Raw genomic sequence first — 24,611 nt, 5'->3', positions numbered from 1 at the left:
CCGTGGCCCTGACACCATTCACTGGAGAACTTGACCCTTCGCCCGCAGCACCCGCCAGGCTCGCGCCGTTCACTGGGGAGCTTGACGCCCCGGACGCAGCCGCCGCGCCTGCGCAGCCAAAACGCTCCATTGGCGCTGAACTGGGCCGCCAGGTCGGGCTGACCGCGCGCCACGCTATCAATGGTGTAGCTGCCATCCCTGCCATGGCTGCCGATGCAGTCACAGGCGTTGCCAACACGGTGATGGACAAGACCATCGGGGAAGGGCAGGGCCCACGCTTTCAGAAGTCAGCGCAGGCGCTGGACGACACGCTCACGAACTTGGGGCTCCCGAAACCCGAGACGGCACAGGAGCGCGTGGTGGGGGATGCGACCTCTGCGCTTGCAGGCGGGGCAGGTGTGGTGAAAGTAGGCCAAGCGCTGGCAAAGAACGCGGCTGCGCCCGTGGCGCGCGCCGTGGGGGAAGGATTGGCCAATGGCCCCGGTGTGCAGCTCGTCAGTGGCGCCACAAGCGCTGGCGCTGCAGGCGTGACCCGGGAAGCGGGCGGTAGCGAAGCCGCGCAACTGGCTGCGGGCATTGCTGGTGCAATCGCCCCGGGCGTCATGGCGCCGCGTCGTGTGGTAACCGACACCGGCCGCCAGACGCGCGCCGCCGCTCAAAACGCCGCTGAGCAGGGCTACGTCATCCCGCCCGCCGACTTGAGCCCGGGCTTTCTCAGCGAGGCCCTGTCCGGCTTCAGCGGCAAGATCAAGACCGCCCAGGTGGCCAGCGCCCGCAATCAGAATGTGTCCAACAGCCTAGCGCGCAAGGCCTTGGGCATCGGTGACGACGTGGACCTGAATGTCGACACGTTGGAAGGCATCCGCCGCACTGCAGCCGGGGCGTATGCTCCCGTCGCTTCTTCTGGTGTGGTGACGCCAGGAAAGGCCTACACCAGCGCGCTCGACAAGGCCTTGAGCCCGTTTACTAGCCAGGGCAAGTCGTTCCCAGGTGCCCGCGTCCCGAAGGTGGTAGACGACATCAACGCACTGCGCACGGGGCAGTTCGATGCTGGCGACGCGCTGAACATGATTCGCAGCATGCGCGAATCGGCGGACATTTCGTACCGGGCAGGGGAGGCGCAGGCGGGCAAAGCCTATAAATCTGCCGCTGGTGCCCTGGAAGATGCCATTGAAGATCACCTGAAGAGCCTGGGCCAGCCCGGGGGCGAACTGCTCAAGGGCTTCCGCAACGCTCGCCAGACCATCGCCAAGACCTACACCGTGCAAGGCGCACTCAACCCACAAACCGGCGCCGTCAATGCTGTGAAGCTGGGCGCGGACCTAGCCAAAGGCAAGCCATTGACCGGAGAACTGCGCACCGTGGCCGAGGTTGGCCAGGCATTCCCCAGGGCTACCCAGGCGCTGAAGGAAGCGCCGAAGGCCACGAGCCCGCTGGATTGGTTCGGTGGCACTGCGGCTGCTGCGGGTACTGGGAACGTTTTGCCGCTTGCCGCAGTTGTAGCACGACCTGCAGTGCGCGCCGGGCTACTTTCGGGGCCAATGCAACGCCTTGCCATTCGCAATGCTGGGACGGAGGTAAAGCGACTGCCCGAGGGCGCGGCTGCGATTGCCGCAGGTGTCGCCAGCCGTGCCAATCAGGCCGAAGAACCTCCACCGTACCGCAACAGGCTGCAGGCTGGCGCCGCGGCCCGCGCACTTGGTGGCACAGTAGTCCCGGTACCGGGTGGATTCGCAATCCAGCGGTGATGCTGCTACATTTCGGCAATGACCAAGCCCTACGAACGCCCCATGAGCCTCAGTGAGTCCGAGAACTTGCTGCGTAGCGCCGAGAACTGGGAGGCCACGAAGCGCGGCTGGCTGGCTGACTTTGGGATTTTTGCCCTGGTAGTCGCTGCGCTCGGTGTTGGAGCGCTGATTTTCTTTGGGCTGGTCGCAGCTGCTGGGTCTGTCGTTGCCGTAGTCGTCACCATCGTGGCTGTGCTGTACTGGCACGACAAGAAGTAGCTACCGCATTCAGCTGAACGAAAGCCCGCCGTGCGCGGGCTTTTCCATATGGACGCTAAGGGCAGATCCAGTTCGGCCCGGCGCGATGACACGTCTTTCCATTGGGAGCGGTCAGGAAGTCCGGCCCGTTGCGGTGGTACACCCGCCCCACGTTGTCAAAGCAAAAGCCCGGTTCGCACCGCGTTATGTTGCCGAACGGCGGCGGAGCTGACTGCCCTTGCGGCTGAGTTTGCACAACTGGCGGTGCGTCGTTCGTTCCACAAAACCGATTGATTTTTGCCTGCTCAGTCTGGTAGCGCTCGTTTCGCTGTGCAGGCGTCAACGCAATGGAGCTTCCTGTGAACTCCATCTCGCGCTTTGCCTTCCGGCATTCGAACGAATTGACTTGTGCTGTGGCTGAAATCGAAACAGCGGTCAGCGTGGCGGCAGCAATCAGGTAGCTCAGTAGTCTCATTTTTCACCTCCGTACCTTACTCTAGCACCGGCCAAGCCGCCCCCCAGTAGGGTTCGCCACACAGGCCCATCCCCGGAACACTGCAAGGCATTCACCTCGCAGGAGTTCCGGCCATGGCCAATACCTCATATCCCAAGGGCATGCAAAAGCTCCTGGAAACCCTGATCAATCTCTCCTCGGCAACTATCAAGGTCGCCCTCGTATCGGACGGCTACACCTATAGCGCGGCCCACGAGTTTGTGGCCGACCTTGGCGCCACTCGCGTCGGTACCGACCAGACACTCACTTCTGTTTCCGTCGCCGGTGGTGTGATCGACGCTGACGACCCGGACTTCGGCGCACTGCCCCCGGGCAACACAGTCAAGGCCTTTGTGGTGTACCGCGAGACGGGCAACACGGCCACGGCCCCTCTGCTGTTCTACTTCGACACCGCACTGGGCCTGCCATTCGCCACCAACGGTGGCACGCTGACCATCCCATGGGACAACGGCGTCAAGAAGATCGCCCGTGTGTATCTACCGTTCTACCCCAAGGGCGCAGAGAAGCTGCTGCAGGCTGGCGTCAACTTCGGTACCGACACCCTCAAGGTGGTGGCACTTCCGAACGGCTATGTCTACAACGTCGCGCATGAATTCCTGGATGACTTGGGCACGCTGATCGGCACGCCCGTCACCCTCACCGGCAAGTCCGTCACGAACGGGGTGTTTGATGCCGATGATGCTGACCTGGGCGCGCTGGCGGGCGGATCTACTATCGGTTCGCTGGTGATTTTCCGCGACAGCGGCGACCCTACGACATCGCCCGTACTGCTGCGCCCCACTGACATTACCGGCTTCCCTTTGGCCACCAGTGGCAGCAACGTGGCCATTCGTTGGAGCAATGGCAGCGCCAAGATCTTCAGTCTTGTCCCGGCGTAAGGGGTGACGCATGCGCCTGCTTTTCTCCAACAACTCAAACGCTACCCTGGCGAACGCGCTGCCAAGTAGTGCGGTTGACCCTGCCTACAACACCGTCGTCATCACAGATGCCGCTGATGGAAACTCTTTTCAGCAGCCTACTGAATTTGCTTTCACCAGCCAGCTTGCGACGCTGACGCACCCATCACTTCCGGGAAAGTATGAGGTCGTTCGTATCACGTCGCACGGATACAACTCAACGGAGTTTACGGTTGATCGTGGCGTCGAACTGGGCGAGTGGGCGGTGCAAGCGTGGCCAGCAGGCACGCTTATGAGTGCGCGGATCACCGCAGGAACGCTGAAGCTCTTCCCACAACAAGACACTAGCGGAGTTGTGCGCTACGCAAATAACCTGGCGGCCCCTCAAGAATTTTCTATTGCAGCCACTCCAGTGCTGCGCGACCAGCGCGCGATTCCGACAGGCGGTAGCGTGCCCGGAGGCTTCGACCCACTCCTTGCGCACGAGGTGGTCGGAGGTACGCACGCGGTGGATCTTGGTGTTCCGGAGACTTGGGTAAGCAACAAAGCCTATTCTGGACTCGCAGTTGTGCAACCCAGTACACCGGACGGATACCAGTATTTCATAGACTTCGATTTTGGTGAAGATCGGTCAAAAACGACACTTCCCCCTGATTTCATGACTACGGAAGCGAACACTGTTGCCTACGACGGCAACGTGCCAAACAACAAGCCGGTTGGGTTTTGGGTGCCTGTTGAAATGCCGATCAACATCTCATCCTATTTGTCGGGCAGTTCAAAGCTGGTGGTTACGGAGGTGGGCTTTATTGCAAGGGAAGTGACAGCCACGACAACCCCGGTCGTCGTGATTGGGACTACCAGTAGTCCGACACGCTTTGCAAATTCAGTGGCGCTTTCGCAGATCACGGGTAGCAACCAAATCCACCGCATACCAGTCGCCGCTGGCGGCGCGTTGGCCGATGGGCTGTATTTCGGTATTGTCACGGAGGCCGCTGGCGGGGTGTTCCGTGGGCGCTTCTACTGGCGGGGGTTTTTCGTCGGTAACTCGGAGTAGTTTTAATGAGCTACCCACTCATCAACGGCGCGACGATCAACGGCGAGGAAGAGGGTCTGCTGTTGCAGGGCCTCGACCTGGTTGTGGCCGACACGGCGCTGATGGTGGAGGTCATGTTGCCCGACGGCGCCGAACCCCTGGAAACCGGGGATGTCGCACTGGAGTTTCACTTGGACCCTGACGGCCTCGACCTGGTGGCGACCGAAACGCATGAGGCGATCTACGACGCCGTCATCACGCCCGTTGGCATTGACATGGTCGTGGCGGGTACAGCCGGTACCTTTGTGACGTACATCGTGGGCAGCGCCTACCCGTTGGAGCTTGGCGCGAATCGTCCGCAGTTGGGCCGTGACATCGTGTTGATCGCCGACAGCATTGAGCTTGTCCGCGAAGGCCTGCACAGCGCGCTGACTGCCATGCCGGCGCCTGATATCGCGGTGACGGTTGGCAGCGCGCGCCCTCTGATCTTGGGCGATCTTCCCGCCATCGAGCGGGGCACCATCACCTTGGACGCCACGTCGGCCTTCCCTGTAGAACTTGGAACGCCCGGTGTGACGGCCGTGATGCTGGCCAACAGTGCACAACCCATGGAGCTTGGGGCGCCCGGTACCGGCCAGATCGCCGCCGCGCAGAGCGTCCAGCCGTTGGAAATGGGTGCGCAGCCCGTGCTCGCGTTCTATGGCTTCGCCATCGGCATCGACATTGGACGCCAGGGACGTCACAGCGCGTTGCGCGGTCCCGTTGAGGTGTTCGTCGACAGCGCGCAGCCTCTGGAGTTCGGAGGCACCGGGCTCCCGGCGATCGCGTTGCATGCACGCCAGTCCTTCCCCCTGCAGGTGGGTCTGCCCGCCGCTGACCGAGGCATGACATGCTGACCTTTGAAAGTTTCACCGGCATCAACAACGTCGCTCCTGCGCACCGTCTGAGTGGCGCCGACTTGCTGGTGGCCACTGACGTGGACATCGGCCTGACTGGAGAAATCACGCGCCGCGCGGGCTTCACGGAAGTGCACGCCAGTTGCCACAAGAACATCTACGACGGCAAGGGGTTCATGCTGGCCACCACCGGCAGCGAGTTGGTAGCCATCCACCCGGGTGACGTGCGCCATGTGATCCACCCGTCCATCGGGCCCGGCCGCGTCTGGTACTGCAACCTGCCCGACGGCCGCACCACCTACACAAACGGTCTGATCCATGGCACCACAGACGGTGTCACATGCCAGGACCGCAGCGTCCCAGTTCCCCACAGCTTGGGTGCGCCCGACACCGCATTCGGTGACCTGTTCCCTGGCCAGTACCGCTATCACCTGACGGCTCGGCGCATGGCTGACGGGGCCGAGAGTCCAGCCATCAGTTCCACGCCCATCACGATCAGCCAGGGCGGCCTGCGCTTGGACGGCCTGCCCGTGCGGTTGGGCTATGAGGTGCTGGTCTACCTGAGCGGCAAGGATGGCGAGGGCGCCTATCTGGTGGGTTCAACTTCGGGCTCCACCTTTGAGTGGGGTGGCAAGAATTCAGATCTGGTGCTGCCATGCCGCACATTGGGCGCACGGCCGTTTCCCGTAGGCACTTACACCGCCTTCTGGCGCGGGCGCGTGCTGACTGCGGTTGGCAACGTGCTGTGGGCCAGCCGCCCGTTCTCCCCCCACCTGTCCGACTGGCGCGACTTCAAGCAGTTTGAGGGAGACATCACCGCCGTGCTGCCCGTTTTGGATGGCGTGTACGTCGGGACCACCGAGGGACTGAAATTCCTGTCCGGGACCACATGGGATCAGCTGGCCATGGTCGACACCCGACGCGGCGCCGTGGTGCCGGGCTCTGGCATCAGCGCCCCCGGCAAAAAGATCCAGTTGGGCGAAGGGAAGGGCAGCGGCGACGCCATGCTGTGCATCGCCGGTGGCGAGATCGTGGCGGGGTTCAACGGCGGCCAGACCTTCAGTCTGACCTCAGAGCGCTACACCACAGCTGTCACCGAGGTGTGCGCAGCCTTCCGCGAGATCGACGGCATCCCCCAATACATCGCGGTGCCGCAATGAGCATCTGGAATCCGTTCGCCTTCGGCCCCACCGGGCAGCCGATGGCGCCCATGTCTCCTCCTGCGCTGCGCGTGCTGGGTGGCGTGGCCACTGCGCTGCAGCTGGCCTATGCCAAGGATGCGTTCCACAGGTTCAGCGCCCTCGCCCGGGTGTCAACGGTGCCAAACCCCACGGAGCAGGGCTACCTCCCGGACGGCTCGCGGTACCAGATCGTGGTGGTGGGGCCGCAAGCAACGATGACCGTATGGGTCGCGGACTCTGAGGACCTGCGCTTGAGCGGCATCGGCCTGGCGCTGGTGAACCTGGACGGCAGCCTGCTGGAAGGGCACAGCAAGGACGGCTTCCCCATCGGCTACCTACTTACCCCCCACGTGAAGCGCGGCACCCGGATCAGTAACGGGCGCTGGACAGTACGCAAGCCGCCACGCCTATTGGGCGGCAAGGCTGTGAACGCCAGCGCTGACGGCAAGACCTATTTTGCAGGGATTGATGGTCGGTCCGACAACTCCGTGCCTCTTCCGCGCCGCCAGACCGACAGCGGTGTGAACGCTCTAGCGTATGACGATGACCTTTATGAGGACATCAGTGCGGTTTACACAAACACTCGCCCCGTGGCCATGACACGCGGGGCACCATTGCCGTTTTTCTACAAAAAAGGGACTGTTCGGCACGCCATGCAGATCATCGTGCGCAATGAAGAGTTTCCAGCTCCGTATTTCGTCGACCTTTTTGTGGGGCCCGCCAAGACCGAGGTAACGAGTGTGATAGGAGAGTTGGTCGACACCGTGGAGCTTCCAAGCGGACAGAGCCTGGACTACCGGTCCCTCACTTTCAAAGGTGACGGCACACAGGCGCGGGCAACAGGTCGTGTAGATCAGGACTTTGCCTGTTATGACATCAGTATTTCCCCTGAAGGGTTGTCAATAACGATTGCTCGCCGGTTCCCGCCTGGAAATACTACAAGCACGAATTACTGGAACACCTTCAAAAGCGAGGTCAGTCCAGGCTGGGGTGAGTTGGAGCCAGGCAGTACGTTTGAAGTATGGGAAATTCACGGTACGGCCAACCCGCCCGTCGATACTCCATACGGCGCCACGTTCTCAGAAGCATATAACGGTGAATTTCCAATTGATGCTCCTGTGTTTGGTAATGCCACCTATAAACTCTTCAGCGCGGGTGCTTACAGATTTAACAGGCTTGGTGAACCAGATAATGAGCTTCGTGTATCCCGGGCATCTACCGGTAGCGGGTATGGAGAAACGTACTCAAAAACCACCGTCGTCCCATACATAGATGAAGATGGCAGGGAACAAAAAGCGTTTGCCAGCACGTCGGAGATGAAGGCAAGCGCTCAAAATTTTCAGAATGGGCAGTTGCGGTTTTCTTTTAGTGACGGATATACCTGGCAGACGGATGGGCGCGGAACAACTACAGTGAGCGGCAGCGGGTTCGAGTCGCAGGGACAGAGCGGAAAATCGACTATCTACCGCGACGACGATTTGGAATTCGAGATTTACTATAACGACCGGCAGTACATACGAGGCTCGTGGGATTGGGTTGTTGTTGGCGGCGGTGGATTGCCTGTTAGGCAATACAACGAAACCGAATACCAGTCATCAACCGAGATAAAAGTAATCTGCAAAGGGAAGACGCATCTTTCAAAATCGGTGGATTTTTCCGACAACTACCGCTATCAATTCTTTGTGGCATCCGACCCCATGACTGGCGCGCTTGTCGTAAACCTGCAAGACGTACACAGCGGCACCCGCATTCCACGAGCGAGTTGGATATATGTGGTCGACAGCACGGGCGCGCGCGAGCTGCACGAAATCATGGATGTACCCGCCAACCAAAACATCCGCGTTCTACGCAACGCTTCTCTGATATCGGTTTGACCATGAACACCATCGTCTGCAACACCCTCACCGGCGCCGTGTCCGAATACACCCGGCATACCTTCCAGAGCGTCACGCCCACGCACGGCGGCTCTGCGACTGGGCTCTACGCTTTTGGCGGGGACACCGACGACGGGCTGCCTATTGTGTCGACGATACGTCTCCCAGCCACGCTGCGAGAGTCAACGCTGAAGCAAGCCATCGAGATGGTCTACCTGTCCATGCGGGGCTGCGGGAGCGCGCGCCTGACCGTGTACGGCGCCCAGCAGGCCTGGCACTACCCATTCCCGCTGCGCGCCAGCGGGCAGACGAGGTGCCCCGTGGGGCGCGGCATCCGCGAAAACTACCTGGGCTTCGGCCTCTCAACACCTGCCGGGCAGGCCTTCACGCTGGACCGCGTTGAAGTGCTCAACGGCCAATCGAAGACTCGGAGGGTTTGACCATGGCAGACGCAACATCCAGCGCAGCAGAAATCGTCAATGAGAAGTGGGACCGGTCCATCGCGCTGGCGGATGCGGCCACGCAGGCGGTCAATGGTTTCCAGCAGGCGCTGAGCAATAGCGTCTACCAGCCGTCCACCCTGAGCGTGACATGGCAGACGCTGGCGGCCCCCAACTTGCCGCCTATCCCCGACCTCCCGGCGCTGCCAGATGTGGCGCTGGCCATCCCCGGCAACATGCCGACGGCGCTGACGGACTCAGTCGGCGACATCCAGATCGACGACTTGGACGTGCAGCTGCCCGATCTCAACTTCGGCGTCGCCCCGGTACTCACCATCGGCCAGGCGCCCGTACTACCTGAGGTGCGCGATGTGGCGGTGCCCGACGCGCCCACCATCGTGCTGCCGGACGCGCCACAGTTCCTCACGCTCCAGTCCCACACGTTCGGCGGCATCAACCTGCACGAAGACTGGCTGGACAAGCTCGACAACATCCCCGAACTGTCGATCCTGGCGCCAGCGCCGTTCGCGTATTCGCCGGGTGCGAAATACGCTTCCCAGCTGATGGACAACATGAAGGCCCAGCTGAACGCGCGCATTCAGGGCGGCACGGGGCTGAACCCAATGGTCGAGCAAGCGCTGTGGGCCCGCGCGCTGGACCGCGAGACGGTAGTGGCCTTGGCAAAGGAACAGGAAGTGCAGCGCGGCGCCGAAGCGCTGGGCTTCCCGCTGCCGCCTGGCGTGCTGGCCGGGCAGCTGGCGGACGCCCGGCGCGAGTTCTTCGATAAGCTGTCAGGCCTGTCGCGCGAGCAGACCATCAACCAGGCCGAGCGGGAGCAGACAAATCTGCAACAGGCCACTACTCTGGCGCTGCAGCTGGAGACCACGTTCCTCGATGATGCGTACAAGTTCGAACTACTGGCCCTGGACACCGCCAAGACCGCAGCCGACAACGCCATCGCAGCCCACAACGCGGCCATCGAGCACTACAAGGCGCTGTTGGCGGGATACCAAGCCTACGCATCCGCCTACCAGACCGTCATTCAAGCCGAACTCAACAAGGTCGAAGTGTTCAAGGCCCTGCTGTCGGCAGAGCAGACCAAAGCTGACATCAACAAGTCGCTGGTGGATCGCTTCAAGGCAGAGATCGACGGCGCCATGGCAGCCGTGCAGATTTACCAAGCCCGTGTCGGTGCGGCCAAGACGCTGGTGGAGCTGGAGGGCACGCGCATCCAAGCCGGATCCGAACAGGTCAAGGCCTTCGTGGCCACCATCAACGCCGAGACAGCCAAAGCCGAGATGTACAAGGCCGGTGTCAGCGCCGAGGCCACCAAGGTGGAAGCCGTGGGCACGCTGGTCCGCGCCTATGCGGCAAAGGTCGGTGCGCAGTCCGAGCGCGCCCGGCTGGAGATCGCCAAGCTGCAGGTCAAGATCCAGGCCAAGGGTCTGGAGTGGGATGGCTGGAAAGCACAGCTGTCTGCATCCAGCGCCCAGGTGGAAGCTGCTGCACGCAAGAGCAGCATCATCGTGGACGGCTACCGGGCAGGCGCCAGTGCAGCCGAAGCCCAGGCAGGCGCGTACATGCGCCGCTGGGAGGCGGACATTCGTCAGTACGAAGCCGGGACCAACATCACCTTCCAGGCTGCCAAGGCCAACAACGAAGCCGTGATCCACACGAACGACGCGCGCATGGAAGCGGCGAAGGTGGGCCTCACGACAGCTTCGCAGCGCCTGGCGAGTGCTTGGGCTGCGGTTGGGGCGAACGCATCCATCAGCGGAAGCGCCACGCTCTCGCAGACGATCTGAGGCCTGCGCGGCGCGAGTTCGGGGCCCGCGCCGCGCCCCCCAGTAGGGTTCGCGCGAAAGCACGGGCGCCGGAACACTGCAGGGCATGACATCCCCGGCCCGGCTCTCGCTGCCCCCCATCTATCAAGGCACCAGCTACGAAGTGCCATTGGCGCGCTCCACCGTGGCCTACGCAGTGCGCTGGGAGTGCGGCCGTCTTGTCGATGCCTGCACTGGTGCACCGGTGCCGGACGGCGACATCATTCCCGAGGACTACACCGGCTGCTCAGCTGTGGCTCAGTTCCTTCGGGGCTCAACGCCTGAAGCCGTGATCTTCGAATTGACCAGCGCGGCAAACCAGATCGAGTTGGACGCCGACACCCTGACGCTTCGCATGACCGCTGACTACACGGCGGCGCTTGAGCTGGGCGACGTACCGCCAGCATGGAGTGATTGCCTTGTCCGGATCACGGTGACACGCCCCGGTGGTGAGGTGGAGCCGCAATACGAGCTGCCCGTGGTCCTGCTGCCTTGGAGAGAGCCGTGAGCGCTGTCATTCAGTCCGGCTCTGCGGATGCGCTGGTCATTCAGAGCGAGCGCTCCGTGGTTGTCGCTGTGCCCGGCGGAGAAACCGTTGTTGCACGGCAGCCGGTACCGCCCACCGTGGTGGTGACGCGGGGGATTCCGGGGCCACGTGGTGCACAGGGCCTGCCAGGCCAATCCGGCGCCAGCTACTTGACCTACCTTGCAGACGGCGCTTTGGGCGGCAACCGCGTGGTGCGTGCAACCACCGCCGGAAAGGTCGGTTATGTGGACCCCAGCGACCCAGCGCAAGCCCATGCTGCCATCGGGCTGACCATGGGCGCAGCTGCTGACAGCGGTCCGATCAACGTGCAATTCTCCGGTGAGATGTCTGAACCCGGATGGGCGTGGGTTCCAAACCTGCCGATCTTCGCGGGTGCGAACGGCGTCCCCACGCAGACCCCCCCGGCCACAGGCTTTCAAGCTGCCATTGGCGTAGCGACCTCAGCTACCACCATGGTCATTCAGATCAAGTCACCCATCGTTCTATAGGAGCACCATCATGGGCACCGCATCAAGCAAGAAATTCATCAAGAACAACGCGGGCACGCTGACCGAAGAGGCCGCGCTGCTTACGAGTGCAGGCGCTGGCGACGCGAACCGCATCCCTGCGCTCGACGCAAGCGGCCGGTTGGATTCGTCCATGATGCCGACTGGCATTGGCGCGGACACGGCATCACTTCCGTCTAGCGAGAACCTGGCCGCTGGCGACCTAGTGAACGTCTGGAACGACGCGGGCACAGCCAAGGTGCGCAAGGCTGACGCGACGACCGCAGGCAAGGAAGCTCACGGCTTTGTGCTGGCGGCCGTCACCAGTCCCGCGAACGCCACGGTGTACTTTGAAGGTACGAATGCGCAAGTGACCAGCCTGACCGCTGGGCCGCTCTTCCTGGGCACCACCGCAGGCACCTGTGTGAGCACGGCCCCCAGCGGATCGGGCAACGTCGTGCAGCGTGTGGGCTTGGCCACCGCAGCGGCTTCGATGAACTTCGAGGCTGGCCAGCCTATCGTTCTGGCCTGAGCCCATGGCGGTCAAGAGCCCCTTGGTCATTTCGTCGGGGCAGGTGCGTGAGCTTGCCTCTGGCGATACGCTGCCGCCCGCGGCGATTCTCGCTCGCGAAAAGCTCACCGCCGCGCGTACCTACTACGTGCGCACGGATGGCAGCGATAGCAACACCGGTCTGGTAAACAGTAGCGGCGGGGCGTTCCTCACGATCCAGAAAGCGCTCACCGTGGCGGGGAATCTTGACCTTGGCACCTACGACCTGACTATTCAGATCGCCAACGGCACCTATTCGGGGGCATCCACGGGCGGGGCAACGATTGGGTCGGGCCGGGTCGTCCTGCTTGGCAATATCGCAACCCCATCATCAGTGGTTCTCACATCGTCAGGAAATACGTTGCTGTTCACAGGCTTCGGCTTGTATCGCGTACAGGGCGTCAAGATTGAGTCCACAAGTGCCAGTGGACTCACATCTGCGAATTCTTGTAACGTTGAGGTAGGCAATATCGTATGCGGTACTGCCGGTACGTTCGGCATCCACCTGTATTCAAACGGCGGAACTCTGCGTGTGATTGGGAATTACGAAATTGCATCCGGTGCGTGGTATCACGCACGGGCCACGGCAGCAGGTGCGTTTCGGTCTGAGCTGGCCATTACAACGACCCTTATAGGAACTCCGGCTTTCAGTGGTGCTTTTATTCAAGCCCTTGTCGTCGGGCAAGCTGTTTACTACGGTGCGACGTTCTCGGGCTCGGCCACGGGAAAGCGATACGACGCGACCACCAACGGCATCATTTTTGCAAATGGCGCAGGGGCGTCTTATTACCCCGGTGACGTGGCAGGCACCTTGAGCACTGGAGGGCAATACACATGACCTCTTACCAGCTCACTGGCGAGGGCTACGTCATCCGCGACGGGGATACCAAGGTACCGACGGTGGACACGCCGGAGTACCCCAACACCAACCTCGACTATCTGGCCTACAGAGCGTGGCTCGCCGCTGGCAATGTGCCGCTTCCTGCCGCCCCGGTAGTTCTCACACCCGATGAAATCGTGGCACGAATCCAGGAACTGGAAGACCAGTACCTCATGCCACGCATCACCCGCGAAACGATCATCGTCCTTGCCGAGGAGCGCGCCGTTGCGATGGGGTTGACGTTGGAGTACCTGCGTTCAAAGAACAAGGGTTACGCGGCATTGAAAGCCCTCGATGAACAGATCGCAGCACTCAGGAGCCAGATACCATGACGCACCCCGCGCTTTTCCCCATCTATGCATTCCTGCTGCTTTATGCGCTTTGGGTGTTCTTCCTTGCGGTGATGAGCCTCAAACGTGCCAAGGATGCCGGTCTGCTCACCACCACCGCCAAGTGCTTCGGCTACCCCGTGCTGTTCACTGGGTTGCTGTTGGACTTTCTTGCAAACACCTTTGTGCTCACCGTGCTGTTGATGGAGTTGCCGCGCGAGGGCACGGTAACCAGTCGCCTCAAGCGCCACAACGCCACCAGCAGCGGTTGGCGCAAGGCTGTGGCGGCCTGGGCAGAGCCGCTGCTGGATCCGTATGACCCCAGCGGCGACCACATTTAAAGACCCCCAGTAGGGTTCGACCGCTGGTGGCATGCTCGGAACACTCCGGGTTCATGAAGACAGAAACCCTTGAAGCCATCGGCGCGGCCGGTAACAAAGCCACGATCTTTGGCGGATCGGTGGCTGTCCTCGGCAAACTCTCAGCTGCTGACATCGCCGCCTATGTTGGAGCCGCGGTGGCCATCATCGGCTTGCTGATCACCTGGTATTACAAGCGCGAAGCCCACAAGCGCACCGCTCGCTACTACCAGATGAAAGAGCGCGAGAGCGAGATGCGCATTGAAATGATGCGGTCCACGGGCAGACCGGTCTTTCAGCAAGACACCGACATGGGCGAGTTGGGAGCTGACGAATGAGCCGCGTCCCCGCTCAACTAAGAACCAGCATCGCGGCCCTGGTGCTGCTGATCGGTGCAGGTGGCGGGGCCTACTACGTGGACGAAGCCGCGACTCGGGAGGCGAACAGCAACGCCTACATCCAAGCCGTGGCCGCTGACCCCGAAGTCTCGGACGCCATCCGCATCGCCATGGTGATGGCCAGCTTCTACGAGTCCAGCAATCGTCACATCGGCACGCCCTATGTGGACAAGCTGGGCAAGGGGCAGCCGCTCACCGTCTGCAACGGTTTGACCGGCGCGGGCGTGGTGGCAGGCCGCTACTACAGCCCAGCCGAGTGCTACCGCCTTGAGAAGCGCAGGTATGTCGGCTATGAGGTCGAAGCCGCGCGCCTGCTCACGCACTGGAAGACCTACGACCCGTTCCAGCAAGCCACCTTCCTGGACTTCCTGCACAACAAGGGCGAAGGCAGTTTCTTCACCAGCACGATGCGCCGCAAGGCCAACGCCGGGGACTGGCTGGGGGCCTGCCGGGAAAACACACGCTGGAACCGGGGCACGGTCAAAGGCGTGTCCACCGTCCTGCCAGGCCTGCAACTGCGCGGGGATTCTAACGACGAGATTTGCCGCACCTGGCGGCTGGGGGCGCATCCATGATCCTGACCCAGCTCAAAGCCTACGGCGCCATCGCCGCCGCCCTGGTGCTGGGTGGCCTGCTGGCAGTGCAGACCGTGCGTCTGCACACCGCCCAACTTGATGCCGCGAACACGCGCGCCAAGAACGCCCAGACCCTGCAGCACATCGCTGACCTGACGGCCAAGGCCCTGCATGCCGTGCGCGCGCGGGAAGCCCAGTGGGCCGCCACCCAAGAAAGGAACGCCCGTGAAACCGCTACAAAAATCGAAGCTGCTAGCGCTGATGCTGCCAGCGCTCGTCGTGCTTCTGACGGCTTGCAAAAACGAATCAATGCCCTTGTCGCCGCCGCCCGTCGATCAAGCGCGAATCCCGGCACTGAGCCTGCAATCGAGGCAACCGGCGATCCCATCGGAGTGCTTGCCGACGTGCTCGGCCGCGCTGACCAAAGAGCGGGAGTCCTGGCTGAGTACGCCGACAAAGCCCGCATTGCCGGGCAGTCCTGCGAGCGCGACTACGACGCGCTGACCAACCCGCCCCGGCCGGTTGCCGGGTCAACACACTGAGAAGACTATGAACCCCCCTTTCATCAAGCCCACTGTGGGCCGCGTCGTCTGGTTTTATCCGTCGCAGAACACCGCCGAAGCTGGCTTCGCCCGTCATGCCGACGGCGGTGGACCGTATGCCGCATTGATTGCACACGTGTGGAATGACCGCATGGTGAACCTGTCCGTCTTTGATGCCAATGGCGCCGCACATCCGCGAACGAGCGTGACATTGCACCAGGGCGAAGGCGATGTGCCCGAGCAGGCGTTCTGTGGCTGGATGCCCTACCAGAAGGGCCAAGCAGCCAAGACAGAAGCTGCAGAGCAGGCCGTGAGCGCGCCCGCTGAATATCGCCAAGTGACACACCGCGAAGAACTGGAGCGCTTGCTTGTGTCTGGTGCAGCGAACCGCATTGCGCACGCGCCAGAGATAGCGACAAGCATCGCCAAGGGAATCAAGATGGCGCTTGATGAACTGGTGCCAGTCAAGGGCCAAGGGCCACAGATTGCAACTGCTATCCCAGCAGATGTGTTCTGTGCCGATCCCGAGAAGTTCGGCGTTATTGCCATCGATGTGCGCAAAGAATTCGACTTCAGCAGCGATTCCCTGGAGCGCGCCATGGAGTCCAAGACGTATCCAGATGGCACCACAGCATTCGGCCCTGCGCCTTTGCCTGATGTATCGCCTGCGCTGTGGGCGAAGCCGCTGGCAAAGGAAGTGCCAGAGATGACCGTGAGTTTGTCCGACTTGGGGCTGGAGCGCGAGATTCAGGCCAAGGCCAACAAAGGCCCGCGCGTGACGCCTGCGGACGTTGAAGCCGAGATTGCTGCCGAGTTTTACTTCACCGCAGCCGATGGCGTCCTTGGCCAGTCCGAAATGGGTACGCGGTCCGCCGCATGGACGAACCTGGATCAGGTCACGATCTGCACGATGGTGCTGCGCAACGGCTCGAAGGTGCTGGGCGTGAACTACGGCGCAATCGACCGTGCACAGCATGACGCGGGCAAAGGCCGGGAAGCAGCCCGGGCAGAAGCCGTCGAGAAGATCTGGGAACTGCTGGGCTTCCGCCTGCGCGACGAGCTCGCCCGCCCCGTGCTGACCGATTCCGACGCTGCCGCCGATCTGGCAGGCACACCGCGCCCCACCTGATCGTTTACGTCGGCAAGGCCCGCCCCGGTGCGCCGGGATGGCCAAGTGGTTCGCCAGCCAGGCCGACACCCTGTTTCCCCGACATGGCAAGGGGCCCCGCCGCAGCCACGGCACCACCTTTTGGAGATACATCATGCGTTCCAACCGTCTGTTCTGTGCCCTTGCCGTCGCCTGCCTTGCTGGTGCCGCCGCGTTCCATGCTGTCACTGACCGCGTGGTGGCCGCCGTGCGCTACGGTGTCGACCGTCTGCTCTGCGCCTGGGTCGAACCCTTTCAGCCGCAAGTCAAGCCGCCCAGCCAAGAGAAACCGCGCGTGGCGCTGGTAGCGGCGAAGGCCTTCGTGGGCCGCTTGCTCAAGCGACGGCCCTCGGTGCATCCTTCCTGGCGGATGTGTCCATCGACTTGATCCTGGCGCTCAGGTTTGAGCATCAGCAAAAGGCCCGCACTGCGCGGGCTTTTTTCATGGTCGAATCGCGGGGACGAACATCTGGGATGCCGCATGTTCAGGCGCTTAAAAATGTGGCAGTAGTTCCCGCGACTCATGCTGTAGACTGCGCTAAATCTATGTTGTGCACTCAGATTGTGATTCCTGTTGTCGTGGGTTCGAGCCCCATCAGCCACCCCAAAAAATGCTAGTAAAAACAAGGACCTTCGGGTCCTTGTTTCGTTTCAGGGGCACGCCAGGGGCGATTCCAGTTCTCCCCAGCGTCCGACTGCAGTCTTGGCCTCCAGCTACCGTTCAACTTTATGGACCTTGGCTCGCTCTTGGTACCAGGCCTGCTTCCGACTGTCTTCGTTCCTGTAACGTAAATCGAAGCGGCGCGATTCATGGATCACCTGACGCCAGGTGCGGCAGCCATACTTCTCCGGCGTCTCATCCGGGTATTGGGCGCTGATCCAATCCGCGGCGGCATCGACTGAAGCCCAGCCATCGACGGCAAGCGCGCAAATTGCTTCGCGCAGCGCGCTGACGCAGCCCGCCGCCCCCCAGTCCACGATCCCGTCCGGCGCAATTCCGTTAACCACCAGGTCGTGATAGGCGGACGATTGCATGAATGATGCTGCAAGCTGGCGTGCCTGTTCCATGTGCTCGGCCCAAGACCTGAGTTGCTCGTAGTGCCCGTCGATTCGGGCGTAGCAGGTCAGCAGATATTCACGCGCAGCTGCGCAACCGTCGACCTGCCAGAGGTCATACCGCTCGATAAAATGGTGGACCAGCCCATTGCGCAGGTCCACAAGCTCCTTGAGGCTATCGCGTGTTCGGGCGTGGTCGTCTGCCGTCATCTGGATGTTCATCCGGAATCCGAAAGAGATGACGTCACTCGGTGTGTCGTTACCCAGGATCTCGCGCCCAGAGCCTTCCGTCACGACATAGTCGTCCAAAAACCTTCCGATCAATGTCCCCAGCGTTTTGGTTGCAGCATCCTGAATGCGGGCATCCCGAAGCCCTTCCAGAGAGTGCATCGGGCCGGCAAGCTCGTGATGCGCTACCAGCGCTTTGAGGAGGCGCTCGTACTGTTGCAGACGCAGTAAGCAACGCCCCAGCAGGCGCTGAACCTCGCGCTGCAGATCTGGCATCTCGTCTGAGTCCGGTGGGATTTCTGGTGATGAATTGTTTGGCATCGATGTTGCCAAGCATATAGGAGCGCTGCTTGAAAAAGTACCTTGGCACAGGTTGGCTTTGGCTGCTAAAATGCATGAAACGTCAATAAAAATCCAGTCATGTCTGCCTTGGTTTCATCCCCTGCCACCTCGTTGCGAGGCGCTGCCGCGCATCTCGCCGACGAGTTGCGGGCCGGGCGTGTCTACCGGCGCGAAGATCTTGCACGTCTGTCCACCGCTGTGGATAGGCATCTGCGTGAACTGGTCGCTACCGGAAAGCTCAAGAAGCTCGCTCAGGGCCTGTACTACGCGCCCAAGCAGTCCAGCTTTGGCCCGCTGCCGCCTACCGACGAGCAGGTTGTGGGCGGTTTCTTGCGAGACAAGGACTTCCTAGTCTTCTCCCCCTCGGTCTACAACGCCGTGGGTCTCGGCACAACCCAGCTCTACAACCGCACCGTGGTCTACAACCACAAGCGTCATGGCGTCTTCAAGCTGGGCAACCGACAGTTCGATTTCCGGGTGAAGCCGCGATTCCCCAAGAAGCTGACTCCCGAGTTCCTTTACGTGGACCTGCTGAACAACCTGGATGAGCTGGCAGAGGACCGCGACGCGGTGTTGCGCCAGGCGCGCAGCAAGCTGCCTTCGTTCGAGCCAGCCCAATTGCAGCGTGCCGCTGACCGTTTTGGCAACTTGGCCACGCGCAAGCGCCTGAGAGAGTGGTCTGATGGCTAATTTTTTACACGATCGGCGAGACTTCGATCAATTGCTCGCAGTCGTCGCGGATGAGCGAGGGCTCGATCCCATGCTGGTCGAGAAGGATTACTGGATCATGCATTGCCTCTGGGGCTTGCAGGCCCAAGGCTTCCAGTTCGAGTTGAAGGGCGGCACTTCACTGTCGAAAGGGTTCGGCGTCATCCACCGTTTTTCCGAAGACATCGATATCCGTATTGAACCGCCCTATGGCATGGACGTGAAGATCGGCCGCAACCAGGATAAGCCGGCGCACGTTGAGTCACGGCGCGCGTACTACGATGAGCTGGCCGCGCGCATCTCCATTCCGGGCGTTGAGCGCGTGGAGCGCGACACGCAGTTCGACGACGACAAGATGCGTAGTGCAGGCATCCGACTGGTTTATACGCCCCGTGCTGCGGCGCTTGCAGGAGTCAAGGATGGGATCCTGCTGGAGCTGGGGTTCGACGACACGGCGCCGAATCGTTCGGTCACGATCTCATCCTGGGCACTGGATGCGGCCACGGCCCGTGGGGTGAAAGTCACCAACAACCGGGCGACGGCCGTACCGTGCTATGCGCCAACACATACCTTCGTAGAAAAACTCCAGACCATCTCTACCAAGTACCGTCGGCTAGGGGCAGCGCAGTCCTTCCCTGCCAACTTCTTGCGCCACTACTATGACGTGTATTGCTTGTTGGCGCTGCAAGAGGTGCAGGATTTCATGCGCGACCCCGCCTACCAGGAGCGCAAAGCTCAGCGGTTTCGCACCGGGGATGAGCAGGTCATTGCACGGAACCTGGCATTCATCCTCGCGGACCCCGCTCAGCGCCAGCAGTTCGCTCAGGAGTACCGCAAGACCGCCGCGCTGTACTACCAAGGGCAACCGGATTTCGATGCACTGCTGGCGCGGATTGGTCAGCACATCAATGTGATGTGAGTCGATCACGGCGGCGCTAGGTCAGCGTTGTAAGTTGGCGGCTATGCTGTGGTGCACTCATTCTATCGATTACTGCTGAAGCAGTGTTTGTTTGCGTCGTTGCTCTTTGATGAGATCGTCAACTGCCGCGTGCAGTTCGTCGACCGAGCCACCGTCGTCGATAAACTCGTCCAATAGTGCTCCGAGATCATCTCGGGCGTTCGCACGAGCTGCATTCTCTTCTTTGGCCAATTCCAGTTGATCTAGATCGATGGCATACATTCCGTAGGCGCGCAGCAGCCATTCCTTGGCCATGTCCCGTTCGTCGCTCCCATTGCTATCGTAGCCATCGGCGCGAGGCCAATCGACGTAGTTATTGATGTCCGCTGCGTCACCTACGAAACCGCGCAGAACGTCGATTGGCGTGTGGTCGACACTCCGGCATAGCCGCACAAATTCAGGCGGAATGCGCAAGGTAACTGAAATCGTTTCGTCTGCAACGTACCTGCCCTTCACGCCAGGTAGCAAACCAGCTGGCGCGAGAAATCCTTGCGGGCGATCGTCGCAAAGCCACCCCCATTGATCTTTGACATCCAGCTCATACAGGCGTCGCAGGCTCGGGTCGAGGTATGTTCGGAAGCGACATGCCCATTGAGGCTCCGAATCGATAGGCTCTGCAGGAACGAGATAGCCGCAACGGCCGACGTCGCGAGGGCTCCATTCAGCATCCCAGCGGTTGGCAGAGATCAGATCGCATTGCGCCCCTTGATGTTCGACCGTAATCATTGTGAAGGAGTCCCCGGTGGGACGCGCTGCGAGTAGATGGACGTTGTGCAAAGTCACTCGTGACCATGGTTTGGTAATCTGTTCGAATACGTTGAATTTCATCTGAAATTTCCTTGATGCTGAGCCGCGGGAATGTCGCGCGAGCGGGATTTCTGTTGGACGTGTGACCAGGCGGGAAGTCGTCGCCGTCATTGCGAAAAAGTCGCGGTCACGCGTGGCTGGGGAGTGGTGCTTGCTGGTAGCGACGCCTTCACGGCGTCAATTTGCGTTCGCAAGGGCTGTACTTGCAGGCGCTTCCAGTGCCAGAAATTCCTCGAGCTTCTGGTCTTCCAGCGCACTGTGCCCGTCGTTGATCCAGCGTGTGTAGGTGTGGACGAACATGTCTACGGTGTGGCCCATTTGCTGCGCCGCGTAGCCCAGGCGCTGGCCGGCCATCAGGCGCATCGTGGCGTTTGTGTGACGGCATTGATAGGGCTTGCGGTAGCGGATGCCCAAGCGCTTGATCGTCGGTGTCCAGTACGACCGGCGGAAGGGACGCTCGTCCACCCAGGGGCCACCGTCGTTGCGCGGGTCGTCCCACACATGTTCACCACGCAGGTAGGTGTTGGCCTTTTGCGCCTTGAGCAGGTCCAGCGCACGCTGGGGCAGCTTGATCTGTCGATCCTTGTTCGTCTTGGTCGTCGCCTTGGACTTGCCGCGCACCATGACTTCGTGGATGTGGATCGTTCCTTGGCGAAGGTCGACCGAGCCCCACCGCAGGCCATGCAGCTCGGACGTCCGCAGGCCTGTGAGGAACCAGAACTCGCACATGGCCGCGACCTGCGGCGGGTAATGCGACCACATGTCCGCTACGATCAGGCCGACCTCGGTCTTGGAGAACGGGTCAGGTGTGCCTTTCTGCCACTTGCGCCTCACCGGTTTGCCGACCGCCGGGTGATCAGGAATGAGCCGATCACCGACCGCCAGGTCCAGCGCCTGCTTCAGCACGCTGATGTAGTTATTGGTCGTCTTGCCTGAGCGATGCGCCTTGCTGGCTAACGCTGCCTTGATCTGCGACAGCACGAGGGCATCAATTGGCACCTCTCCGATCAGTGGCATGTCCTGCCACGTCTGCCCCTCCAGTGGGGCAGCAGCCGGCGCCTTCTTCCAGAACCGCACGGCAGTGTCGTAGCCCTCCGCCGTGGAAGGGGCGACGATCAGTGATGAGCGCCAGATATCCAGTTGCTGTGCCACTGTGCGGCGCTTGGCTTGCTCGGCCTGCGCGGCGGCGAGCACCTCCACGTCGTCGGGGAAGTGGCGTGACATCTCGAAGACGCCGAGCTTGATTTCCGCTTTGATGTCTTTCACCAGCTTCATCGCGGACTTCATATTCGGCCCCGTGGGAGCCAATACCACGCCGTCGAGCTTGTATGTCTTCTTGTGACGGGCTCCGTCCCGCGTCGTGAACGACAGGCGGATCGAGTTGTCGCGCTTCTCCACGCCTGGAAGACCTTTGAGGGAAGATTCTGTTGTCATTGCAGCCCCCGTACCCACTTCTGGAAGGCTTCGATGTCCACATAGATCCGCTTGTCCGGGCCGACGACGATTTCGCGTCCTTCAAGCCAGATGCCTTCCTCGCGTTTCCGGCGAATGGCTTTTTCTGACAAGCCAATGAGCTCGGCTGCTTTCCTGATGGTTACGAGACCAGCTCTTCCGCTGGAGACTGCGGTTTGAATGGAGCTCATACGATGCGTCCCTCCGCCAGGGCGAGCAGAAATTCCAGTTGTGCGTCTGCAGCTTCCGCAGGGGATTGGGCGTTGATGGATTTGAGGCCTTCAACACAGTGCGGAAAGAATTCGTCCATCAGCATGAAGGCGACGTTGGCGCTGATGAAAAACGCTTTCCGATCATCCACTGTGACCGCATCGCCCAGTCCTTCTTGAAGGTCAGCGAATCGAGCGAGGATCTGCAAGAGCAGCTCGAATGACCGCTCGTTCGGGTCATGCTGGCCAGGAATTCGAGACTGGGCCAGTTGATGCAGCGTCCAGTCGGTACGGCGATTCATCTCGCTTAGGAGCGCATCGACTTGTATCTGCCATAGCGGTTCTGACTGCGTTTGAGCGAAATCGATGTGTTGAGCACACAGATCCGCAACGCGATTTGCGATTTCTGGGAGTGCGAGAAGTGAGACAGGTCGGCTGAGGCGACCCGCGAAGGTGCGGTGTTTCTTCATGGTGATCCAAGGTTCGAGTTCCCCGAAGGGGGAAAGAACCGGGTCACCGTCCGTCGCAACTTAGCGCTCCTGATCCCCCTACCCAGAATTAGGGGATACGAACCGGATCTACCATCTTCCGACCGTCCACTGCCCCGGGAGATCTTGTTCGCCGGGCTCCGTCATGGATCAGGAGGCTACCCCTGATGTCGTCAGTGCACTAGTGAAGTCCCGTCACTGCCTGCTGCGATCCGTGCACCCACATTGCCGCGTCAGACTCTTTTTCGCTCAAGGACAACGTCAGTATCTGGATACATGACATGGCGCGTCAAGAAATGCGCAGATGGCGGCATCAGGGTGTGATGTATTTGTGCAACAGGTGAAGTTGCTTTGTAGACCGGGGATGCCTGTCATCAAGGCTGATGCTCTAGAAGCAGCCCACAGAGTCAGCCCGGCGCAAATTACTGTCCCTTCAGAACGCTTGGAACTGCGTATTCCGGTCAAAAGCGCCACTCGGTCCGATTCAAACCCTCCACCTATTCCAATCTGACCTAGGCCACGATTCCGATTCAAACCAGGCCAGTCGTTCCGATTCAAAATCACCAATAGCCCAATGCACTAGTGAAAGGTAGGCGACTAACAAAGTGAGTCCCTCTACGTCGGCCGGGTGGGCGCATTGCGGCTGCTCTGGTTTCGTCGGTCGTAGTCGGTTTTGCAGCTGTACCGCCCAGTCCAAATCAGGATCGGAGCGCCAGGGACGGGTAACGTCGACATTCTGGATGTCAAATGCGAGCCGGATGACATCGAACGATTACAAAAGCAACCGGGAATCATTCCCGGGCGGTTTCAAGACCGAAGCGCAACACGTTGGTTATTGAACGAGAGCGGGGGCCTGTTGGGCCATGGCCAGCAGGTGTGAAAAGACGGCCAGTGGCGTGTTGAAGCCATGGATCGCACGCGGCCTGCCGTTCAAGCTGTCGGCGATGGCGTCCAGATCGTCCTGGCTGTGCACGCTCAAGTCGGTCCCCTTGGGCAGGTACTGGCGCAGCAGCCCATTGGTGTTCTCGCAGGTGCCGCGCTGCCAAGGGCTGTGCGGGTCGCAGAAGTAGACCCTTACGCCCGTGGCGGCGGCCAACTGCTGGTGATAGCTCATCTCCTTGCCTTGGTCGTAGGTGAAGCTCTTGCGCATCGGGTCGGCAATCGCGTTGAGCTTGGCGGTGAAGCCGGCCAGTGCCGAACTGGCCGTGGCATCGTCCATCTTGGCCAGCAGCACCAGGCGGCTGGAGCGCTCCAACAGCACACCCACGGAGGACTTGTTGCCAGCTCCTTTGATGAAGTCGCCCTCCCAGTGGCCCGGCATCACGCGGTCCTCGATCTCGGGCGGGCGCACGTGGATGCTGACCATCTCGGGGATCTGGCCGCGCCGATCGGTGCCGCGCGTGCGCGGCAGCCGCGTGCCACGGCCCTGGCGCAGGCAGGCGACGAGCTGGCGGCGCAGCTCGCCGCGGGGCTGGGCGTAGATGGCGGTGTAGATGGTTTCGTGGGACACGTGGCGCGCGGCCTCGTTGGGGTAGGTGCGCTTGAGCGTAGCGGCAATCTGCTGGGGCGACCACTTCCAGTCCAACAGCGTCATCACCACAGCCCAAGACAGGCCGCCAGAAGACAGCTTGGCAAGGGGGCGAGCACCACGTCGGCGCGCCTGGCAGGACTGCTGGGCGCGGTGCGAGCCGTAGGCCACGTCATCGCCAATGTTGCGCGCCAGCTCGCGGCTGATGGTAGATGGCGAGCGCCCCAGCGTGCGGGCCATCGCACGCACGCCTCGCCCTTGCTGGCACATGCTCGCGATCGTCATGCGGTCTTCGGGCTGGAGTTGTTCGTATCGGGCAGTGGATTGCATGTGAACACCTTACGGCAAAGGGTGTTGAACTTCAGATTTGAGGCCGCCAGC

General features: G+C 61.4%; 29 protein-coding genes. 22 read left to right on the top strand and 7 right to left on the bottom strand.

Features of this window, described 5'->3' with window-relative positions; all coding sequences use genetic code 11:
- Window positions 1-2 precede the first annotated feature (2 nt).
- Window positions 3-1,748, top strand: coding sequence for a hypothetical protein (locus ACK4OE_RS04525; protein ID WP_409883338.1), 1,746 nt, complete (start codon window positions 3-5; stop codon window positions 1,746-1,748).
- An 18-nt stretch (window positions 1,749-1,766) separates the two neighbouring features.
- Window positions 1,767-2,006 (top strand): hypothetical protein, encoded by a 240-nt coding sequence (locus ACK4OE_RS04520; protein ID WP_409883336.1) that lies wholly within the window; start codon window positions 1,767-1,769, stop codon window positions 2,004-2,006.
- 55 nt (window positions 2,007-2,061) lie between these two features.
- Here ACK4OE_RS04520 and ACK4OE_RS04515 read toward each other — a convergent pair whose 3' ends face one another.
- Window positions 2,062-2,460, bottom strand: a complete 399-nt coding sequence (locus ACK4OE_RS04515; RefSeq protein ID WP_409883335.1) for a hypothetical protein — start codon at window positions 2,458-2,460, stop codon at window positions 2,062-2,064.
- Between the two features lie 113 nt (window positions 2,461-2,573).
- Between ACK4OE_RS04515 and ACK4OE_RS04510 the strand changes: the two genes are divergently transcribed.
- From ACK4OE_RS04510 to ACK4OE_RS04425, 18 genes are all read left to right on the top strand, one after another.
- Window positions 2,574-3,377: a hypothetical protein gene (locus ACK4OE_RS04510; protein ID WP_409883334.1), complete on the top strand. Its 804-nt coding sequence runs from the start codon at window positions 2,574-2,576 to the stop codon at window positions 3,375-3,377.
- 10 nt (window positions 3,378-3,387) lie between these two features.
- Window positions 3,388-4,449: a hypothetical protein gene (locus ACK4OE_RS04505; RefSeq protein ID WP_409883333.1), complete on the top strand. Its 1,062-nt coding sequence runs from the start codon at window positions 3,388-3,390 to the stop codon at window positions 4,447-4,449.
- A gap of 5 nt (window positions 4,450-4,454) precedes the next feature.
- Window positions 4,455-5,324: a hypothetical protein gene (locus ACK4OE_RS04500; RefSeq protein ID WP_409883331.1), complete on the top strand. Its 870-nt coding sequence runs from the start codon at window positions 4,455-4,457 to the stop codon at window positions 5,322-5,324.
- Window positions 5,318-6,484, top strand: a complete 1,167-nt coding sequence (locus tag ACK4OE_RS04495; RefSeq protein ID WP_409883330.1) for a hypothetical protein — start codon at window positions 5,318-5,320, stop codon at window positions 6,482-6,484. The genes ACK4OE_RS04500 and ACK4OE_RS04495 overlap by 7 nt, the downstream gene beginning before the upstream one ends.
- Window positions 6,481-8,379, top strand: a complete 1,899-nt coding sequence (locus ACK4OE_RS04490; RefSeq protein WP_409883329.1) for a hypothetical protein — start codon at window positions 6,481-6,483, stop codon at window positions 8,377-8,379. Before ACK4OE_RS04495 ends, ACK4OE_RS04490 begins: the two co-directional genes overlap by 4 nt.
- 2 nt (window positions 8,380-8,381) lie before the next feature.
- Complete coding sequence (locus ACK4OE_RS04485) at window positions 8,382-8,819, top strand: hypothetical protein (RefSeq protein ID WP_409883327.1); 438 nt, start codon at window positions 8,382-8,384, stop codon at window positions 8,817-8,819.
- A gap of 2 nt (window positions 8,820-8,821) precedes the next feature.
- Window positions 8,822-10,624 carry a hypothetical protein gene (locus ACK4OE_RS04480; protein WP_409883326.1) on the top strand — a complete coding sequence of 601 codons (1,803 nt, stop codon included), beginning with the start codon at window positions 8,822-8,824 and terminating at the stop codon, window positions 10,622-10,624.
- Window positions 10,625-10,709: 85 nt separating this feature from the next.
- A complete protein-coding gene (locus tag ACK4OE_RS04475; protein ID WP_409883325.1) occupies window positions 10,710-11,150 on the top strand; it encodes a hypothetical protein in 441 nt (146 codons plus the stop codon).
- Window positions 11,147-11,677, top strand: coding sequence for a hypothetical protein (locus ACK4OE_RS04470; RefSeq protein WP_409883324.1), 531 nt, complete (start codon window positions 11,147-11,149; stop codon window positions 11,675-11,677). The genes ACK4OE_RS04475 and ACK4OE_RS04470 overlap by 4 nt, the downstream gene beginning before the upstream one ends.
- A 10-nt stretch (window positions 11,678-11,687) precedes the next feature.
- On the top strand, window positions 11,688-12,206 hold the full coding sequence (locus tag ACK4OE_RS04465; RefSeq protein WP_409883323.1) for a hypothetical protein: 519 nt from the start codon (window positions 11,688-11,690) through the stop codon (window positions 12,204-12,206).
- Between the two features lie 4 nt (window positions 12,207-12,210).
- Window positions 12,211-13,062 carry a hypothetical protein gene (locus ACK4OE_RS04460; RefSeq protein ID WP_409883322.1) on the top strand — a complete coding sequence of 284 codons (852 nt, stop codon included), beginning with the start codon at window positions 12,211-12,213 and terminating at the stop codon, window positions 13,060-13,062.
- Window positions 13,059-13,436 carry a hypothetical protein gene (locus ACK4OE_RS04455; protein WP_409883320.1) on the top strand — a complete coding sequence of 126 codons (378 nt, stop codon included), beginning with the start codon at window positions 13,059-13,061 and terminating at the stop codon, window positions 13,434-13,436. Before ACK4OE_RS04460 ends, ACK4OE_RS04455 begins: the two co-directional genes overlap by 4 nt.
- Window positions 13,433-13,774, top strand: a complete 342-nt coding sequence (locus ACK4OE_RS04450) for a hypothetical protein (protein WP_409883318.1) — start codon at window positions 13,433-13,435, stop codon at window positions 13,772-13,774. Before ACK4OE_RS04455 ends, ACK4OE_RS04450 begins: the two co-directional genes overlap by 4 nt.
- A gap of 53 nt (window positions 13,775-13,827) precedes the next feature.
- Window positions 13,828-14,130 (top strand): holin, encoded by a 303-nt coding sequence (locus ACK4OE_RS04445; protein WP_409883317.1) that lies wholly within the window; start codon window positions 13,828-13,830, stop codon window positions 14,128-14,130.
- Complete coding sequence (locus ACK4OE_RS04440; RefSeq protein WP_409883316.1) at window positions 14,127-14,765, top strand: glycoside hydrolase family protein; 639 nt, start codon at window positions 14,127-14,129, stop codon at window positions 14,763-14,765. Before ACK4OE_RS04445 ends, ACK4OE_RS04440 begins: the two co-directional genes overlap by 4 nt.
- Window positions 14,762-15,307, top strand: coding sequence for a DUF2514 family protein (locus tag ACK4OE_RS04435; protein ID WP_409883315.1), 546 nt, complete (start codon window positions 14,762-14,764; stop codon window positions 15,305-15,307). The genes ACK4OE_RS04440 and ACK4OE_RS04435 overlap by 4 nt, the downstream gene beginning before the upstream one ends.
- 7 nt (window positions 15,308-15,314) lie before the next feature.
- On the top strand, window positions 15,315-16,436 hold the full coding sequence (locus ACK4OE_RS04430) for a Gp49 family protein (protein WP_409883314.1): 1,122 nt from the start codon (window positions 15,315-15,317) through the stop codon (window positions 16,434-16,436).
- Window positions 16,437-16,473: 37 nt separating this feature from the next.
- Window positions 16,474-16,842 (top strand): hypothetical protein, encoded by a 369-nt coding sequence (locus ACK4OE_RS04425; RefSeq protein WP_409883313.1) that lies wholly within the window; start codon window positions 16,474-16,476, stop codon window positions 16,840-16,842.
- 326 nt (window positions 16,843-17,168) lie between these two features.
- On the opposite strand, the gene ACK4OE_RS04420 is transcribed toward ACK4OE_RS04425, so the two are convergent.
- Window positions 17,169-18,014, bottom strand: a complete 846-nt coding sequence (locus ACK4OE_RS04420) for an OST-HTH/LOTUS domain-containing protein (RefSeq protein WP_409883312.1) — start codon at window positions 18,012-18,014, stop codon at window positions 17,169-17,171.
- Window positions 18,015-18,158: 144 nt separating this feature from the next.
- On the opposite strand from ACK4OE_RS04420, the gene ACK4OE_RS04415 reads away from it, so the two are divergent.
- Window positions 18,159-18,770: a hypothetical protein gene (locus tag ACK4OE_RS04415; RefSeq protein ID WP_409883311.1), complete on the top strand. Its 612-nt coding sequence runs from the start codon at window positions 18,159-18,161 to the stop codon at window positions 18,768-18,770.
- Complete coding sequence (locus ACK4OE_RS04410; RefSeq protein WP_409883309.1) at window positions 18,763-19,707, top strand: nucleotidyl transferase AbiEii/AbiGii toxin family protein; 945 nt, start codon at window positions 18,763-18,765, stop codon at window positions 19,705-19,707. The genes ACK4OE_RS04415 and ACK4OE_RS04410 overlap by 8 nt, the downstream gene beginning before the upstream one ends.
- Window positions 19,708-19,776: 69 nt before the next feature.
- Here ACK4OE_RS04410 and ACK4OE_RS04405 read toward each other — a convergent pair whose 3' ends face one another.
- From ACK4OE_RS04405 to ACK4OE_RS04385, 5 genes are all read right to left on the bottom strand, one after another.
- Window positions 19,777-20,574: a hypothetical protein gene (locus ACK4OE_RS04405; RefSeq protein WP_409883308.1), complete on the bottom strand. Its 798-nt coding sequence runs from the start codon at window positions 20,572-20,574 to the stop codon at window positions 19,777-19,779.
- 156 nt (window positions 20,575-20,730) lie between these two features.
- Complete coding sequence (locus ACK4OE_RS04400) at window positions 20,731-21,987, bottom strand: tyrosine-type recombinase/integrase (protein WP_409883306.1); 1,257 nt, start codon at window positions 21,985-21,987, stop codon at window positions 20,731-20,733.
- Window positions 21,984-22,196, bottom strand: coding sequence for an excisionase (locus tag ACK4OE_RS04395; RefSeq protein ID WP_409883305.1), 213 nt, complete (start codon window positions 22,194-22,196; stop codon window positions 21,984-21,986). The genes ACK4OE_RS04400 and ACK4OE_RS04395 overlap by 4 nt, the downstream gene beginning before the upstream one ends.
- Complete coding sequence (locus ACK4OE_RS04390; protein WP_409883304.1) at window positions 22,193-22,684, bottom strand: hypothetical protein; 492 nt, start codon at window positions 22,682-22,684, stop codon at window positions 22,193-22,195. The genes ACK4OE_RS04395 and ACK4OE_RS04390 overlap by 4 nt, the downstream gene beginning before the upstream one ends.
- A gap of 850 nt (window positions 22,685-23,534) precedes the next feature.
- A complete protein-coding gene (locus ACK4OE_RS04385; RefSeq protein ID WP_409883302.1) occupies window positions 23,535-24,560 on the bottom strand; it encodes an IS30 family transposase in 1,026 nt (341 codons plus the stop codon).
- Window positions 24,561-24,611 lie beyond the last annotated feature (51 nt).

The sequence above is a fragment of the Acidovorax sp. genome (assembly GCF_046314175.1).
Classification (GTDB): Bacteria; Pseudomonadota; Gammaproteobacteria; order Burkholderiales; family Burkholderiaceae_C; genus Acidovorax.
The sequence above is the reverse complement of the archived record's forward strand: the minus strand, read 5'-3'. Positions and strand labels throughout refer to the sequence as shown.

Coding starts and splice junctions, on each gene's coding strand:
- ACK4OE_RS04445 (WP_409883317.1), top strand. CDS start 13,828: ATGAAGACAGAAACCCTTGAAGCCATCGGCGCGGCCGGTAACAAAGCC.
- ACK4OE_RS04520 (WP_409883336.1), top strand. CDS start 1,767: ATGACCAAGCCCTACGAACGCCCCATGAGCCTCAGTGAGTCCGAGAAC.
- ACK4OE_RS04475 (WP_409883325.1), top strand. CDS start 10,710: ATGACATCCCCGGCCCGGCTCTCGCTGCCCCCCATCTATCAAGGCACC.
- ACK4OE_RS04500 (WP_409883331.1), top strand. CDS start 4,455: ATGAGCTACCCACTCATCAACGGCGCGACGATCAACGGCGAGGAAGAG.
- ACK4OE_RS04510 (WP_409883334.1), top strand. CDS start 2,574: ATGGCCAATACCTCATATCCCAAGGGCATGCAAAAGCTCCTGGAAACC.
- ACK4OE_RS04480 (WP_409883326.1), top strand. CDS start 8,822: ATGGCAGACGCAACATCCAGCGCAGCAGAAATCGTCAATGAGAAGTGG.
- ACK4OE_RS04450 (WP_409883318.1), top strand. CDS start 13,433: ATGACGCACCCCGCGCTTTTCCCCATCTATGCATTCCTGCTGCTTTAT.
- ACK4OE_RS04390 (WP_409883304.1), bottom strand. CDS start 22,684: ATGAAGAAACACCGCACCTTCGCGGGTCGCCTCAGCCGACCTGTCTCA.
- ACK4OE_RS04395 (WP_409883305.1), bottom strand. CDS start 22,196: ATGAGCTCCATTCAAACCGCAGTCTCCAGCGGAAGAGCTGGTCTCGTA.
- ACK4OE_RS04400 (WP_409883306.1), bottom strand. CDS start 21,987: ATGACAACAGAATCTTCCCTCAAAGGTCTTCCAGGCGTGGAGAAGCGC.
- ACK4OE_RS04465 (WP_409883323.1), top strand. CDS start 11,688: ATGGGCACCGCATCAAGCAAGAAATTCATCAAGAACAACGCGGGCACG.
- ACK4OE_RS04385 (WP_409883302.1), bottom strand. CDS start 24,560: ATGCAATCCACTGCCCGATACGAACAACTCCAGCCCGAAGACCGCATG.
- ACK4OE_RS04410 (WP_409883309.1), top strand. CDS start 18,763: ATGGCTAATTTTTTACACGATCGGCGAGACTTCGATCAATTGCTCGCA.
- ACK4OE_RS04505 (WP_409883333.1), top strand. CDS start 3,388: ATGCGCCTGCTTTTCTCCAACAACTCAAACGCTACCCTGGCGAACGCG.
- ACK4OE_RS04405 (WP_409883308.1), bottom strand. CDS start 20,574: ATGAAATTCAACGTATTCGAACAGATTACCAAACCATGGTCACGAGTG.
- ACK4OE_RS04485 (WP_409883327.1), top strand. CDS start 8,382: ATGAACACCATCGTCTGCAACACCCTCACCGGCGCCGTGTCCGAATAC.
- ACK4OE_RS04460 (WP_409883322.1), top strand. CDS start 12,211: ATGGCGGTCAAGAGCCCCTTGGTCATTTCGTCGGGGCAGGTGCGTGAG.
- ACK4OE_RS04440 (WP_409883316.1), top strand. CDS start 14,127: ATGAGCCGCGTCCCCGCTCAACTAAGAACCAGCATCGCGGCCCTGGTG.
- ACK4OE_RS04425 (WP_409883313.1), top strand. CDS start 16,474: ATGGCCAAGTGGTTCGCCAGCCAGGCCGACACCCTGTTTCCCCGACAT.
- ACK4OE_RS04455 (WP_409883320.1), top strand. CDS start 13,059: ATGACCTCTTACCAGCTCACTGGCGAGGGCTACGTCATCCGCGACGGG.
- ACK4OE_RS04435 (WP_409883315.1), top strand. CDS start 14,762: ATGATCCTGACCCAGCTCAAAGCCTACGGCGCCATCGCCGCCGCCCTG.
- ACK4OE_RS04515 (WP_409883335.1), bottom strand. CDS start 2,460: ATGAGACTACTGAGCTACCTGATTGCTGCCGCCACGCTGACCGCTGTT.
- ACK4OE_RS04415 (WP_409883311.1), top strand. CDS start 18,159: ATGTCTGCCTTGGTTTCATCCCCTGCCACCTCGTTGCGAGGCGCTGCC.
- ACK4OE_RS04430 (WP_409883314.1), top strand. CDS start 15,315: ATGAACCCCCCTTTCATCAAGCCCACTGTGGGCCGCGTCGTCTGGTTT.
- ACK4OE_RS04490 (WP_409883329.1), top strand. CDS start 6,481: ATGAGCATCTGGAATCCGTTCGCCTTCGGCCCCACCGGGCAGCCGATG.
- ACK4OE_RS04495 (WP_409883330.1), top strand. CDS start 5,318: ATGCTGACCTTTGAAAGTTTCACCGGCATCAACAACGTCGCTCCTGCG.
- ACK4OE_RS04420 (WP_409883312.1), bottom strand. CDS start 18,014: ATGCCAGATCTGCAGCGCGAGGTTCAGCGCCTGCTGGGGCGTTGCTTA.